General features: G+C 39.3%; 15 protein-coding genes and 1 other annotated feature. All 15 genes read right to left on the bottom strand.

Annotation, left to right across the window (positions count from 1 at the left end; translation table 11 throughout):
• Positions 1-73: 73 nt before the first annotated feature.
• Entirely contained in the window at positions 74-1,279 is a 1,206-nt protein-coding gene (locus tag AC5WOF_RS08480) for an ATP-grasp domain-containing protein (protein ID WP_496049530.1), read from the bottom strand.
• A gap of 225 nt (positions 1,280-1,504) precedes the next feature.
• On the bottom strand, positions 1,505-2,299 hold the full coding sequence (gene minD, locus AC5WOF_RS08475) for a septum site-determining protein MinD (protein WP_496049529.1): 795 nt from the start codon (positions 2,297-2,299) through the stop codon (positions 1,505-1,507).
• 15 nt (positions 2,300-2,314) lie between these two features.
• Entirely contained in the window at positions 2,315-2,995 is a 681-nt protein-coding gene (locus AC5WOF_RS08470; protein ID WP_496049528.1) for a septum site-determining protein MinC, read from the bottom strand.
• Positions 2,996-3,059: 64 nt separating this feature from the next.
• Positions 3,060-3,743, bottom strand: a complete 684-nt coding sequence (gene radC, locus AC5WOF_RS08465) for a RadC family protein (protein ID WP_496049527.1) — start codon at positions 3,741-3,743, stop codon at positions 3,060-3,062.
• 12 nt (positions 3,744-3,755) lie between these two features.
• The gene (locus AC5WOF_RS08460; protein WP_496049526.1) at positions 3,756-4,358 is read right to left on the bottom strand and encodes a Maf family protein; all 603 of its coding nucleotides are present in this window, start codon (positions 4,356-4,358) and stop codon (positions 3,756-3,758) included.
• A 255-nt stretch (positions 4,359-4,613) separates the two neighbouring features.
• Positions 4,614-5,645: a hypothetical protein gene (locus AC5WOF_RS08455; protein WP_496049525.1), complete on the bottom strand. Its 1,032-nt coding sequence runs from the start codon at positions 5,643-5,645 to the stop codon at positions 4,614-4,616.
• A 25-nt stretch (positions 5,646-5,670) separates the two neighbouring features.
• A complete protein-coding gene (locus tag AC5WOF_RS08450; RefSeq protein WP_496049524.1) occupies positions 5,671-6,354 on the bottom strand; it encodes a prepilin peptidase in 684 nt (227 codons plus the stop codon).
• A 78-nt stretch (positions 6,355-6,432) separates the two neighbouring features.
• Positions 6,433-7,935, bottom strand: a complete 1,503-nt coding sequence (locus AC5WOF_RS08445; protein ID WP_496049523.1) for an MDR family MFS transporter — start codon at positions 7,933-7,935, stop codon at positions 6,433-6,435.
• Positions 7,936-7,949: 14 nt separating this feature from the next.
• Positions 7,950-8,672, bottom strand: coding sequence for a polymer-forming cytoskeletal protein (locus AC5WOF_RS08440; RefSeq protein ID WP_496049522.1), 723 nt, complete (start codon positions 8,670-8,672; stop codon positions 7,950-7,952).
• Entirely contained in the window at positions 8,665-9,312 is a 648-nt protein-coding gene (locus AC5WOF_RS08435) for a DUF4004 family protein (RefSeq protein WP_496049521.1), read from the bottom strand. The genes AC5WOF_RS08440 and AC5WOF_RS08435 overlap by 8 nt, the downstream gene beginning before the upstream one ends.
• Positions 9,313-9,456: 144 nt before the next feature.
• Positions 9,457-9,882, bottom strand: coding sequence for a hypothetical protein (locus AC5WOF_RS08430; RefSeq protein ID WP_496049520.1), 426 nt, complete (start codon positions 9,880-9,882; stop codon positions 9,457-9,459).
• Positions 9,883-10,020: 138 nt separating this feature from the next.
• Positions 10,021-10,659 (bottom strand): SCO family protein, encoded by a 639-nt coding sequence (locus AC5WOF_RS08425; protein WP_496049519.1) that lies wholly within the window; start codon positions 10,657-10,659, stop codon positions 10,021-10,023.
• A gap of 158 nt (positions 10,660-10,817) precedes the next feature.
• Positions 10,818-12,200 carry a UDP-N-acetylmuramate--L-alanine ligase gene (murC, locus tag AC5WOF_RS08420; RefSeq protein ID WP_496049518.1) on the bottom strand — a complete coding sequence of 461 codons (1,383 nt, stop codon included), beginning with the start codon at positions 12,198-12,200 and terminating at the stop codon, positions 10,818-10,820.
• 17 nt (positions 12,201-12,217) lie between these two features.
• Positions 12,218-13,507, bottom strand: a complete 1,290-nt coding sequence (locus AC5WOF_RS08415) for a bifunctional folylpolyglutamate synthase/dihydrofolate synthase (protein WP_496049517.1) — start codon at positions 13,505-13,507, stop codon at positions 12,218-12,220.
• A 239-nt stretch (positions 13,508-13,746) separates the two neighbouring features.
• Positions 13,747-13,970: a binding site (T-box leader), on the bottom strand.
• Between the two features lie 53 nt (positions 13,971-14,023).
• Positions 14,024-14,182 (bottom strand): hypothetical protein, encoded by a 159-nt coding sequence (locus AC5WOF_RS08410; protein WP_496049516.1) that lies wholly within the window; start codon positions 14,180-14,182, stop codon positions 14,024-14,026.
• Between the last annotated feature and the right edge of the window lie 1,191 nt (positions 14,183-15,373).

The following is a 15,373-nucleotide window of genomic DNA, read 5'->3' as shown; positions in this document are numbered from 1 at the left end:
CTCATCTAACGCTCGTTTTCATCCCATGATTCAAACCGTGGTTTTGTCACTCAGAATCCTATGAAATCCTGATCTAATCCCAAGTAGTAGACTGGTGAAACCATTCATATGCGGCTTGCGCACGTTCCTGTAGAATCTCTTCATTCTCCCCTTCTACTACAAAAGAGGCGATATGATCAACTTGACTTACAGGATCATTATAATTTTGTCCGATCTTTCCTACTACTTTGTATTCAACTACAAAATCTGGCGGTTGACCAGCTGGCAGAGAACGGAGGGTACCTTTGTGCGGAGGCAAAATCATCCATGCTGCTAAAATATCTGGATGTTTTTGTTTTTCCACCGAAGGAACAGGAACAGATTTACCACATTGCAAACGCAAAGAAGCCTCCAATAGATTTGCTCCAAATGCATGTTCATTCATTTGAGCGATACGTCCGCCACCAGTTCTACTCGCGATTTCAACTAATATGATTTGATCATCAGGAGTATGAAACCATTCAGCGTGAAACGTGGTAAAATCGGGGGTATCAAGGCATGCAATTAATTTCTTGGTCTTCTCTACCAATCTTTCAGCAATTCCGCTAGTAGGAGTTAGTAAGAATGCACCTTGGTAACTAGTAGTATGGAAGTGCAAAGGAGCATCGTAGTATTTGGAAGCACTAATAAATTCTAGTTTGCCTTCTTGAACAATTCCATCAACGTGATACACTTCACCTTCTACAAACTTTTCTACTGCAATTTCCAAAGGGACACCTTTCTCTATGAATTGCGATAATGCGGCTTTATCATCGAGTACACATGTTCCAGTAGAACCTCTTCCTAAAACAGGCTTGATAACCACTGGAAATTCATACTCTTTGACAAATTGGATGAGATCGAAAGAGGAGTGAATACGGCGAAATTTCGTTACTGGAATACCATTATCGCCAGCAACTTCTTTCATTCGCACTTTATCCCGATATTGTTCAGCGCTATCGGTACGCTGCCCTTGGAGGTCAAACCAATCTCGAATACTAGCGGCTCGTAAAATGTCCATTTCTTTTAAAGCTATTACAGTGTGGTATTGGTAAGTTTCATACAGTTCAATCGCCCGAAGTTCAACGTTACTATTTACGTCGTATGAGTCAAATGCTTCAATATAGGTGTATTTTTGTTTGGGGAAGCCCTCCACATATCTACGATCTGTCAGCAAGATTAGCTCTTCACCCAAGTCACCTAACAACTCATCATATGGACAATCTGTATGGGAAACTGCGTTTAAAATTAAGATACTCATTGGTTCCTCCTCTTTTTCTACATTTACGGAATTTTCTTCTAAAAACTCCTATCAATCCATCCTCCCCCATTATAATTATATCTCTTTGTAAATGCCAATCAATCAGTTATTTGTAATAAAGAATGAATTTTCTTTTTTAATCCTAAAAAAATACATTTTTGTGCAATATTTCTCTATACTGGGAATGCATTTTTCAAAATAAAAAACCCCCTTCGGGGTCGGTGGTTAAGCAAATCCTAGCCATTTCTTCATTTTAACCAGCATATTTTGTTCTTTTTCTTGTACGAGTAGTGGAACCATTTCTCCCATGATGCGTCGTGCTACATTGCGGTATGCCTTCCCTGCAAGAGAGGCACTATTCCATACGACTGGTTCTCCAGCATTTCCTGATCGGATCACATGTTCATCATCAGGAATTACTCCTAATAAATCTACCGATAAAATAGAAACAACTTCTTCTACATCCAAGATTCCTCCATCTTTCACTAGTTGTTTCCGAAAACGATTAATTACTAATTTTGGTGTGGCAATTCGTTCTTTTTCCAATAAACCAATTACTCTATCGGCATCACGGACAGCTGTATGCTCCGGAGTAGTCACGACAATCGCTTTATCTGCACCTGCGATGGCATGTTGAAATCCAGATTCTATTCCAGCTGGGCAATCGATAAGAATATAATCAAATTGATCTCGTAAATCAGCTATTAACCTACGTAATTGGTTGGAAGTGATAGCACTTTTATCTTTTGTTTGTGCAGCTGGGAGTAAATACAATTCTTCGCATCGCTTATCACGTATAAGAGCTTGATCCACTCTACAAGTTTCTTCGATAACATCGACAATATCATAGACAATTCGATTTTCCAATCCCATCAACACATCTAGGTTACGTAGACCAATATCTGTATCTATTAAACATACTTTTTTACCAATTAGCGCTAATGCAGTGCCTATGTTAGCAGAAGTAGTAGATTTCCCTACTCCTCCTTTTCCGGATGTTACAACAATACTTTCTCCCATTACTGGTCCTCCTCCCTAGCCAAATTTCCTACCGATCTCTTTCCATTCCATTTCAGGTCGAATATGACTGAGATGATTCATCTTATCTACTGCGATCTGTTCCTTGACTATATAGGCAAAACGCATGTGATTCTCAGATTCTTTCCACTCATCTGGTGGTCGTGAAATAATATTATGGATTCGAAGTTGTGTCGGTCTAAAAATAGAAGCAGCGATGATGACAGATTCGTCTCCATCACTTCCTGCATGAGCCAATCCACGCAGTGCACCTAAAATGAAAACATTGCCAGTTGATTGTACACAACCCCCAGGATTGACGTCACCAAGTAATAATAAATCTCCTTTATGAGAAAGAACCTGTCCTGATCGAACAGTACCAGTAAGCATTTCCATCTTTCGTGGAGAGTCTAATAAATACGGTATACCATCAGATTCCAAGGTATAAATGTGAAGATTTTTGCGAGCTGAAAAAACCTCTCGTAAATCTTGTTCTTCACTTCTCGTAATCTGTCTTTTTCCCAGCTTTATCTGCACTCGCATGTCAGGACCATTCCAAATATGGGACGCATTTTCATGTAACAATTTATGTTTTAACTCATTAAGCACTATGGAAAAGGGGAGGCTATCATCTAAAAAGAAAAGAAGTCCATCTTTCGTACCTTTGATTAATACACTTGGTTTTACTACTTTAGCCATTCTAATCTCACCCCATCTCCATTATTCTTTCGCTATACCCTACTTTTTTCCTTCCTGTTCCTACTTATAGAGGAAAAAAACCCCGTTCTTTTAAACTAATAAATCGCTGGTCACCAATGATAATATGATCCAATAAGTCTATTCCCACTGTGATAGATGCTTGGTATAAAAGTTCTGTCACTTCGATATCTTCTCGACTAGGCGATGGGTCTCCACTCGGATGGTTATGTACACATATGAAAGCAGAAGCACAGCTGCTTATTGCTGCACGCAAAACTTCCCGAGGATGAACAACCGCCGTATCTAAACTTCCAATAAAGATACATTTTTTCTCAATAACACGATGTTTCGTATCTAAATAGATACAAACAAAATGTTCTTGTGTTAAATATCGCATCTCGTCCATTACAAAACTTGCAACATCCTCTGGTGTTTGCATTCTCTGCTTCTCGATCGGTTGTACTCTGGTGAATCTTCTCCCCAACTCCAAGCCAGCCACTAACTGAATAGCTTTAGCTGGACCTATTCCTTTCAATTGAGTCAGCTCTGCAAGGCTCATATTAGCAAGTCCTCTAAGACCACCAGTTTTACTCAACAAATTCTCCGCAAGATGAGTAGCGGACAACCCTGCTGTACCAGTTCGCAGTAACAAAGCGATTAACTCTGCGTTAGATAGGTAAGCTTGTCCTAGACGCATCATTCTCTCTCTTGGACGTTCACCAGTTGGAAGATCCCGAATTAACAACAACTAGCCCCCCCCTTAGCGGGTAAAGTCTGTCATCAAGTTATAGCCAAGTTGTCGAAACATTCGTTCTAGTAACGGAAGTGACAAACCTACTACATTGAAGTAACACCCATCGATACGATCTACAAAACATGCACCATATGCTTGAATACCGTACGAACCAGCTTTATCCATAGGCTCTCTTGTACTCACATACCATGAAATATCTTGTTCGGATAAAGATCTCATCCATACATCCGTTTGCCGGAAGTCTGTGATATGTCGTGCAATCTGCCCCTCTTTTACCTCTACAAGTGAAATACCTGTAAATACTTGATGTTTTCTGTTTGATAGTTGGTGAAGCATTGCTACTGCATGTTTCTCATCCACAGGCTTTCCAAGAATTTGACCATCGATCGAAACAACTGTATCGGCTCCAATTATGACAGCAGACGAAAAAGAGGTGGCAGCTACTGATCTTGCTTTGAGAAGTGCCAACTCCATAACCAGTTGTTCAGGTTCAGTAAGCTCGATCAGTGATTCATCCACGGAACTAGTAACAATTTCAAACGACAGCGATAATTGCTCCAAAAGCTCCTTCCTACGAGGAGAGGAGGAGGCGAGAATAAGCTGAGTCAAGCCAGAGATTCCTCCTAAGGAAAATAAAAATGGGAATATACGTACTGTACTATTCTACAATATTTTGGTGAACTCCTGCAAAGTAAGGAAGGAAAGAAAAATTACTATCCATTGAATACTCAAAGAAACGGATAAAGGGACAGCTTTCCTTATGGAGATAAAATAAAACGGAAAAAATTTCTTAGCCTCTAGAAAATAATTTTTGGCTCTAGAAATATTTTATCATTATTTTCACAAAAAATCACGTAACCGTCATCATTTGTTTCCCTTCAGGGAATAGAGTAGATGTTCATAACCAGTGATATAACGCACAAGACCTTCTTGAATAAACCAAGCAAGTGTATCATTTGGATGTTTGGAAAATTCTATTGCTCCTTGAACGGATTGATCCAAGCCTCTGGCTAATTCCATCATCGCTGCACGTGCTTCAACAGGATAATGATTTGACTGCTGATTTGCTTTCATAAAAGCCATCTGTTTTTCTTTTAAGTTACTCGGTATATGAATCTTCGTATTTTTTGTAATACTCGTAACAGAAATAGCTTGCAACTCGGTAAATAACTGGTTTCCCATGTTTAATGTTTCGACTAATCCTTCCATTTTGGGAACCTTCCCAGTGAGGGTAACATCTTTCACATAAACAGTAATCCCTTTCGCTGCATATCGCTGTCTCAATAGCTGGGCATTTGTTTTATTCACTCCTACCCCAAGATAAATTCGAAATGGTGCTTGATCAGACATGACAGCTGCAAATCCGTTGGTTCGATACTTTTCTGCTACTTTGGTTGCACTACTTTTAGATTGATAGTTACCCGCTTGTAAAAGAGAAACTTGCAACTTGGGTAGATTGATGCTCGCCGGAGTAGAAGCTGCCGGTTTTTGTTTCACTGGTTCCTGAACCGTTGCTTTTTTTTCGGAAGATGTTACTGGCAAGTGTGCATCTATGCTATTGTTGTTTGTATTAGGATGATCGGAAAAAAACAATGCCAATACAGAAAAACCCATTACTGTCCCCACAAGAAGAGCACCAGCTATCGAAATAAATAGATGAACCAATTTCCGCTGATCTTTTTTCTCACGGGCAAATGGCTTTCCAGGTGATACCCAATCGATCACATTCTTTTTCTCATCTTCCATTGGAAATGGTATAATTCGTGGTTTTGTGTGTGGCTTTGAATCAGATTTTCCGATTTTTTTTGTCTGTACTTTTACATTTGGTTCAAATGTGTCTCTATTCTTTTTTTGGGCTATATTTGCTTTTACTTTTGCCCCTATTTTTACTTCCATTTCATCTACCCTCTCTCAAAACGTGTTAATAGAGTATATGAACTGATAGAATTGATAGAACAACTTCACTGGAAAAAAGATGATTTACTTGTTCTCCAAATAAATAAGCACTAAACGATCCAAAGGCGAGATGAGGACCAAATGGCAGTGCATACTTTCGTATGTCTATCTTCTTTCGAAATGTGACAATGGTTATGTAAATGAGCCCACTGATCGATGCTAGCCAAATCGCCAGCAATATACCCTGCCAATTCATCAACAGAGCACACATCGCCATCAACTTTGCATCTCCTTGCCCCAATCGATTGGTAGTCTTCGCTAGAAAAAACAAAAGAAGAAAAATAGAGATACTGCCTGCTAGTTTGGATGGTAGTACAGAAGGGTTCCAAACAAACTCTATCCCACCAATGATTAACGATCCGCTGATCGTTAACTGATCTAAAATGTAGCCAGTATGCCAATCTATCCAACCAATCAATAATAAAAGAAAGAGAAAAATTAATGCTAGAATAACTTCCCAAAAAGAGGAAAATCGAAATGCGATCATCCCTCCAGCTACACTAGCAATAATCCCCAAAAAAAGGGAAACATCTTTGGTGTTAGAAAGAGGAATTTTACGATAAGCCAGCAATCTTTTCCCAATCCATGGTAAATGGAAACCTAGAAGACCATTGCACAGCATAGTGACCAGCAGATAAAAAATTTCCAATTTTATCATTCATTTCTATTTTTTGAGATCATCATAACAAAAAAGCAACTCTTTTTGATAGAGTTGCTTTCCAAATTTTTATTCCGTCGCTAGTTTGCTAGGACTTGCTACTCGCTCACTCCCCATCAGTGAAACACAGATAAATGCCATAACTGCTGGAACAATCGCCCATGTAAACGTATAAGCGATAGAATCAGAAAGAACAGCCGTAATTTTATTCAAAATCACAGGTGGGATATGGGCTCTTGTCTCAGGTGATAAAATCGCTCTTGGATCTGACAACTGCCCATCCGCACCAGCAAAAGCAGTTACTAATTTATCGGTAAAATAGTTCCGTTGTAATATCCCAAAGATCGTAATCCCAAGTGTCATTCCAAGCGTACGTAAAAAGGTGCTGGTAGAGGTAGCTGACCCACGTTCTCGATAACCAAATGGTTGTATAGCCGATTGTCCTAACACTGAAAAGGAAAAACCCACTCCAAAACCAGTAATAATCATATAAGTAGTCAATACACCTTTTGTAGTATCAGGAGCAATGGTGCTCAGTAACAACATCCCAATAATAAAAATCACACAAGAGGAGACCATGATTTTTCGAAAACTTGTTTTTGATACAAGAATACCGCCAATTTGAGCTCCCACAACACTACCAAATGTCATCGGTATTAATATTAATCCTGAATTGGTAGTAGAGCCTCCTAAAACTCCCTCTACGAAGATAGGAATGTAGACTGTGCCAACGATAAAAGCTATTCCATAAAACAAATTTGCTAGAACGCTAGAAGTGAAAAGCCGCTTTTGGAACATCTTAAAGTTAATAATCGGTTCCGCTGCCCGTGTTTCAATCCAAATAAAGGCGATAATAAATACTACAAAAGAAGTGAATAACCCCAAAATAACAGCAGAATCCCAAGCATATTCATTTCCACCTAGTTCTAAAGCAAACATGAGAGAAACTACTCCTACGACGAGTGTCAATGCTCCCCACCAGTCAATTTGTTGTTTCGCATGTGTCTGAGATTCTTTGTAAAAAGGGATAATGAGCGCCAAAGAAATGATTCCTAGCGGTACATTTATGTAAAAAATCCAGTGCCAGCTAAAATTGTCTGTTATCAGTGCACCTAACAATGGTCCAAAAATACTGGATAAACCAAAGACAGCTCCAAAAAGCCCAGACATTTTCCCTCTTTTTTCAGGAGGAAAAAGATCAAACATAATCGTAAACGCAATCGGATTTAAAGCACCTGCCCCAATTCCTTGAACTGCTCGATAAATGCTCAATTGGACCATACTTTGAGCAGTTCCGCACAGAATACTTCCGAGTAAAAAAACGATTAAACCAAACAAGAAAAACTTTTTACGGCCATACATATCAGATAGTTTTCCAAAGATCGGTGTGCCGGACACTTGTGTAATAAGATAGGCAGATGTAACCCAAACAAATTTGTCAAATCCGCCGAGATCGGAAACGATCGTACCTGTAGCTGTCGCGACAATGGTATTATCCATCGCCGCGATAAAAATACCTAATAGCAATCCAGCTACTACAAAACCAACTTTGCTCTGATTTTGAGCAACCATGTATATTCCCTCCGTCAAGCTGTTATCTTTACTGTCTCTTTCACTTCCGCTTGTTCGTGTTTTTCCAAGTGATCCCGGTACTCTACCAGATGAATATCAGTTGATTTACCTAATTTCACCCGATTCCCACGAACTACTTTAATATTTGCTGTTTCTAAATCCAGATCATCTCCTTCCATCATATCCGTAACTACTTCAGCTTCATACTGCGATAAAAATTTAAACCATTTTATTATACCAAATGGTCGATTAGCCTTTCTAACGATTATTTTTTCTCCACCGATTTCTGGAGCCTTACAATCCCCATAAGGCACAATATCAGCAGTTCCCACATTCAAGAGCCCTTGGATTGTGAACGCGCCATGCACCTTGAATTCTTCCGCCTCACAGTCTCCTGCGACTTGCAATCCACCTTTTAAGTGAATGTCGTCAAAAGCAGCACTTCCTTTGATTTTTACTTCCCCATAAATAGAAGCATTTTTTAGTTGAGCAGAATCGCCGATTGTAACTTGACCATACAGTTTAATCCGATTTGCCTCCACACTCCCCACAAAAGTACCCTCTCCGTGGATTCGAATTAATTTAGCTTTCACATTTCCTGTTATCTTGACCCTACCATTACAGATGATTTCGTTACATTCAACATCGCCTGTTATCGTAGCATCTCCATTTATCCTCACTCGATCATATACGCCGCCAGATGCTGTTCCATGCCCCATCAAGCTCAAGTTATTCATCTTGCTTGCCTCCTTGCCATTTCACTTTTACTTCTTCGAACAATTTCTGAAATCCGTATGTGGCAATAATCCCTACTTCATGATCAAAATGAACCAACCCAAGTGGCGTGACTACTATCACAATGGGAACACCCATCTTGCGGGCGAAATAAAATTGGCCATCTTCTTTTTGTACAGTTGACAAATAAGGCTCTACCGTTTGATAAATGAGCTCTCCTTCTGATCGACTGATCTGACCTGCTTTTAACATCTTATCAATCAAATAAAATAGACAGATGTGACCAAATGAAATGTGACTTTCCAGCTCATAATCTTTGGCAAATTGCTCAATCACCATAGGAGTAACAATGTTACGTTCTAATAAATTCCGCTTCGTAAAAAATGCAGGCACAGACTCTGAACGTTCGTTAAATACATTAACCATCTCATCTAGCGATAAATCATCTTTCATGCTTTTGATTCGTTCCACTCGTTCTAGTACTTCCTCTTTTAGAAAAAACGTCTCTTGTCCTGTAAACGTAGATTTACGAATAAACCAGTCTTCTGGTATCAGTTTTTTTCGTTTCCAACGGTACAATTGACCATAAGATATACCGGTTTCCATAAGAAGATCTTTTTTTGATATCAACTCTTGAGTCAAGGAAACTCCCTCCTTTTCGATTCAATGTAACATAACATTGTTTTGATAGCAAGCGAAATAAAAACCACCCTGAAGGTGGTGAGTTTTTCGTTTGGGGCCGAGACAGGTTCATCTCGGCTATCCGGTGCAAGCTGCACCAAATACTCAGCCCTGATTCTCGAAAATCCTGTGACTCGGTGCACAGGAGTAGAAGAACGACTCCAGCTCTTCGAGATCGAACAGGGTGACAGCCTCTCCCCTGTCGAGCTTCCGCTCGATCAGGGTTGCGAGGAGGAGGACCTGGTTGATCCCCAAAATGGCTTGGATGTCACGGTGCCTCACTGCCACGATGATCTCGATCACGTCGCAGGCGTTCATCACCCTCCGAAGGAGTGCGTTGGCAGCCTCGGCGTCGACCGCGGGGCTGTCCTCGATCCAGTTGTCAGCCTCGATGTTCAGGATCTTGACGATTTCCTTGGCCATCTCGTTATGAGCGCTCTTGGCCATCTGAAGAATGGTGACCTGGGGACCGCCCTTGATGATGACCTCGGCGCACAGACCCTTGATGAAGAGTTCGGCAAGCGTCGTCACAGATTCCTCCAGAGAATACTAGGGATGTATCCCAATAATAACATAATTTTAAGCAATTTCCTTCAATCTCATCAATAATATATTGGCAATCACAAAAGCTATCCTTCAAATTATAAGGTTAACTATTCTATTAGGTGGTTACTTCCCTTCTTCTACTATCTGCTTGACATCTGCGGCTATCTGCTTGACATCTGGTTTTAATCCATCATAAAACTTCCGTACTTTCCCTGTTTGATCTACCAAGTAAAACTGCGATGGGTGATTATACAAAACGGTATTGGGATCATTGCTCTCTACTTTACTGATCTGACCTTTAAATGCGTCCTTCCCTAACTTCTGAATATCTGCAAACGAGTACCCAGTGAGGAAATACCAGTTCGTTAAATTAGCTCCATGATCTTGTCCAAATTTTTTTAAGATATCTGGTTTATCATATTCTGGATTGACCGTAAATGAGACCATCGTTGCAGATGTTCCTTCTTTTTCAATTGCTTTTTGCACTTTTGCCAAATTTGTGGTCATGGGCGGACAAATATTTGGACAGCGGGTGAAAAGAAAATGTGTTAGCCAAACTTTCCCTTTTAGCGTATCTTTGGTGACGGATTTCCCATTTTGATCGATTGCTTGGAATTGCGGCACTTGCCAATTTAAATTGGTTACATCATTTTGTGCTGTTGTTTGCTGTTGTGGAACATCGCTAGATGGTTTGGAACAACCGATTAGAACACTAAAAATAAGAACAATGAAGAAAGCCAATTTTGCACTTTTATGTATCAACAAATTATCCCCCTTTTATGATCTTAACCATCCCTCACCTTATCATAGGTACGTAGATATCTCAATTTGCCTGACATATTCAAACAAAAAACCGACATATGTGCTATGTCGGATATTCTTCTATGTTCTAAGCTCAGCATTCTTCAAACTGAAAAAACTTATTTCGTGATCTTATTAAGCTCTTCTACCAAACCATGAGATACATGCCAGATATCACCTGCACCCATCGTAAATACCAAATCACCCTCTTTACAATGAGTTATCAGATGATCAATCACCGCAGCATGTTCTGCTAGAAATATCGTATTGGGATTACTATTTTCTTTGATTAGTTCTGCCAAACGTTCTGCACTTACACCAGGGATAGGAGCTTCACCAGCTGGTGCATATAGTGTATTGATAATCACTTCATCTGCCTCAGCAAAAGACTCACTGAATTCTTTCATCAACAGATGTGTGCGAGAATACCGTTGTGGCTGGAATACAACAACAATTCGACGATTCAACGCTTTTGCTGCTTTTAACGTTGCCGCGATTTCGGTTGGATGGTGTGCATAATCATCAACCACCAACACTTGATTTACTTCCCCAATGATCTGAAAACGACGTTTCGCCCCTTGAAATTGGTACAGAGCTGTTGCAATTTCATCAAATGACAGACCGAGTGTGAGACTAGCAATCACAACAGCAAGAGCATTTAATACATTATGTTTTCCTGGTTTTTGCAGAGTCACTTTGCCTAATCGTTCTTCTCCATGATAAACCGCAAATGAGATGAGATGTCCTTCTGGTTTGATCTCTTTTGCCGTATAATCCGCAGGATGGTCAATACCATAAGTGATCACATTGCTTGTTAGCTGAGGTGCAATACTGCGAACATGCTCATCATCCCAGCCAATAATTGCTGTGCCTTCTGGACGTACTTGATTGATAAATTCCACATAGGCTTGTTTTAACTTCTCAAAATCATTATCATAGTTTTCCAGATGATCAGCTTCAATGTTGGTAACAATCGCCAGATGAGGTTGATATGCTAAAAAAGACCCGTCGCTCTCATCCGCTTCTGCCACAACATAATCGCTCTTGCCCGCTTTAGCATTTGATTTTAGTCCAACAATCTCCCCACCTATGATATAGGTTGGATCTACATCACAGATTTCCAGTGTTTGAGCTAACATCGAAGAAGTGGTCGTCTTCCCATGTGCTCCCGCTACTGCTATCCCCTTCTTGCTGTTTAACAATTCAGCAAGCATTTCGGAGCGATGATAGGTTGGTATTCTTCTCTTTGTTGCTTCCACCAATTCCACATTATCAGCTGCGATGCTGGTGGAATAAACAATTTTGTCTGCTCCTATCACATTCTCCGATTGGTGGCCGATCGTGACAGTTGCACCTCGATCCATAAGTTTCTCCACAAGGGCATTTTTTTCCACGTCAGAACCAGATACTTCATATTCCAAGTCAAGCAAAACACGAGCAATCGCGCTCATGCCGTAGCCACCTATACCGATAAAATGGACATGCTGTTTTGTCAAATTCATCTCATCCTCTCTTATGTCTACATAAATATTGGTCTAATTTGGGCGATCAAATATAGTGAACCTGCAACCACAATCATGTCATTTGGTCCTGCTTTCGCTTGGACGGTTTGTAGCGCCTGTTTGGCAGATGCGATAGCTTCTACAGACTGATTCGAATTTTGAGCTAAAATGATATCCATCAAATTTTTTGCTGTCCGACTACGCTTTTGATTTGATACTTCTGTAGTTACAATATGATAGGCGAGCGGGAGAAGTGGCTGTATCATTTCTGTTTCTTTTTCTTTCATCATGGCAAAGACAACAAATAACTTTTCATATGTATATTGATTTCGCAGGGTATCCACTAAAGCCCTTACCCCAGATGCATTATGTGCTCCATCCAGTAAAACGATTGGATGCTTACCAACTTCCTCCATACGTCCCGGCCACGTTGCTTTTGCCAGTCCTTTTTCCAAATGACTTGTTTCTACAATGGTCGCATACTGACTACGCAAGATGGAAATCGCCATGATAGCTGCTCCTGCATTCGCGAGTTGATGTTCCCCTTTTAGCTGGATGCCAAATTTTGCTTCTAACATTTTGCTGGTAAAATGGAATGATTGCCCTTTTTCATCATGTGAAATAGCTTGAACTTCAAAGTCTTTGTCTAATGCATAACATTTACTATGTCTTTCGTTAGCCACTTTTTCCAAAACTGCTAATCCTTCTTCACCTTTCGTACTGGTCACTACGGGTACACCAGACTTGATAATCCCCGCTTTTTCTGAAGCGATCTCCTCGATGGTAGAACCTAGAAACTCCATATGATCACGATCAATCTCCGTAATGATACTCACTAATGGATAAACTACATTGGTAGAATCCAATCGCCCTCCTAGACCAGTTTCCATGATGGTAAACCAAGGGGTTGCTTCATATGCGAAATAACATAGTGCAATCAATGTCCAATATTCAAACTCTGTTGGAGGCTCTTCCATCTCTTCTACAATAGGACGAAGTCGTTCCGTCCAGCGAATCAATTCCTGCTCAGGAATCCCTTCTCCGTTTAGTTGAATACGTTCACTCCAATGCGTAAGTTCTGGAGAGGTGAAAAGTCCTACCGAATAGCCTGCCTCTTGTAATACACTCGATAGCATCGCTGCTACAGAACCTTTTCCATTGGTTCCTGCAATATGGATCACCTTTAAACGTCTTTCTGGATGACCCAATTCTTCTAATACATGTTCCATTCGCTCTAACCCTGGATGTATTTTTGCAGGAGTGTGAACTGACAACCAATTCCAGACATCGTTTGCTGTTTGCAACATACCTTTGGCTTCCTCCTTAGAAAACTTCTCGTTGTTCATTTTGCATGGTAGAAGATTATTCGTCAATATAAAGAGGTAGGAGAGCAATCCTACCTCTCATGGATTACGCTTGTAAATCGGCATTTCACGCTTCTAATTATGCACGTTTTTCTTTATAAACTTTCATTTCGATCCAATAGACTTTAGTTCATAAGACATAAATTCGTCACTCCTTATATAAATAAAAAAGCCTTTTCATCTCAAAGGACGAAAAGACTGGTTTCGCGGTGCCACCTTTGTTCACAAACCTAATAAAAAGTTTGTGCACTCATCACGATAACGGACGTCATCCGGTCTTTCCTACTTTTTTCAGAAAGACAGTTCAAGGGCGACATTCAGCAGTCTTTTATCGAAAACCTCACAGCCAAGGGTTCTCTTCTCTATATAAAAGGGGATGCTTACTCTTCCCTATCCTCACTTGTAGCTAATATTATATACAACTTTCTCGATAACTGCTACTAGCTATTCATTATTATCTTATGTTATTCCAAAAGTACCTTTAATCGTTTCAATCATTCTTGAAGGATCAGCTAAAAAGGTAATAAATAAGATCGTACAAAGCATTAAAATAGCAAGCAAAACAATAAACAGTAAGCCTCGATAAAACTTTTTGGCAAAGGATTTGACAATTTCCAAAAAACTCGCTCCTCCCTCATATTAAAGTCTCTACGAGTATTTTTGTTTTTCTCTTCTATCGCACTTCGCAGATATTTCCACATTTTAAATCCCAAAAACCAATGTAATACACTTTATACTCGCTTTCAACCCTAAAGGTTGAACATTCCATGTTGAAAATAAAAAACAGTATTCAACTCTATTTATATCATAAAAAATATATTTACTTTTAACATAAAAAACTTCACTCTTTTTAAGTATTACCTCTCATCATATCTATTAGAAAAGGATCGAATCTAAGCTTAATTATATGATTTATTTTAGATAAAATGCGAGAGAAATTTATTTCCTTTTGCCTTCGGTTCTTACAGGTTACCACTATCAACATTCTACTCACTAAACTCCATATTCGAATGTGTTCGTACTGAACCCTATTTATCCAGCAAAAATCAAAAAAACTCACCTTTATATTTAGTGAATCTTTTTTATTTATTACGGATATCGAAATGAACGAAACAAAAAGGATATAGAAGCAAAATAATATATATTTCCCCTAATTTCAACAATTGGTTATGCCTTTTCACTCACGTAAACCTTATAAACGACTATGTTAGCCCCTACGAAATCACTATATTTACTTATTTCATGTACTACTTTTGTTACTTGATATTCCAGTTGAGTATCCTTTAGATAAATCGTATCTCCGATACTGGAAGACAATCCACATACCTTACTCTGTACTCTTTTTCTACCCCATTATCATCGTAAACTAAAAAGTAGTCGATACGCCTTGCATCTCCCATTTTTTAACACCTTTTAATTATTATTCTTTATTATTCTAAAAAACATGTATTTCATAACATTTGTATATTATATTGGGAGTCCTACGAGAGTAATAACAATCCTTAACGAAAAGTAACTTTTAAAAATAACTGGGAATGCAAATGCTATTTTTTTTAAAAATAGTCCCAACACCATAACATTTTTCCACTAGCCAACATACATGTATAAAAAACAATTTTGCATCAGGTAAACTTTATACACCAGATGCAAATTTGAGTCAGACAGCAGAAAGGAGTTGAGAAACGTGTTTGTAGGTATCTTACTTGCAACTGCAATCTCTATTCCATTGATCAGTATTAGGTGTTTTGTAAGAGGGGGAAGACGTAGACAATCGAAAAAAAGACTCTATCATTGAGAGTCTTTTTTGGG

It is taken from the genome of Shimazuella sp. NTD250 (assembly GCF_059510375.1).
The sequence above is the reverse complement of the archived record's forward strand: the minus strand, read 5'-3'. Positions and strand labels throughout refer to the sequence as shown.

Bases quoted from the DNA above. Each gene is read 5' to 3' on its own strand.
- AC5WOF_RS08480 (WP_496049530.1), bottom strand. From the start codon at position 1,279: ATGAGTATCTTAATTTTAAACGCAGTTTCCCATACAGATTGTCCATAT.
- minD (WP_496049529.1), bottom strand. From the start codon at position 2,299: ATGGGAGAAAGTATTGTTGTAACATCCGGAAAAGGAGGAGTAGGGAAA.
- AC5WOF_RS08470 (WP_496049528.1), bottom strand. From the start codon at position 2,995: ATGGCTAAAGTAGTAAAACCAAGTGTATTAATCAAAGGTACGAAAGAT.
- AC5WOF_RS08455 (WP_496049525.1), bottom strand. From the start codon at position 5,645: ATGGAAGTAAAAATAGGGGCAAAAGTAAAAGCAAATATAGCCCAAAAA.
- AC5WOF_RS08445 (WP_496049523.1), bottom strand. From the start codon at position 7,935: ATGGTTGCTCAAAATCAGAGCAAAGTTGGTTTTGTAGTAGCTGGATTG.
- AC5WOF_RS08440 (WP_496049522.1), bottom strand. From the start codon at position 8,672: ATGAATAACTTGAGCTTGATGGGGCATGGAACAGCATCTGGCGGCGTA.
- murC (WP_496049518.1), bottom strand. From the start codon at position 12,200: ATGAATTTGACAAAACAGCATGTCCATTTTATCGGTATAGGTGGCTAC.
- AC5WOF_RS08415 (WP_496049517.1), bottom strand. From the start codon at position 13,507: ATGTTGCAAACAGCAAACGATGTCTGGAATTGGTTGTCAGTTCACACT.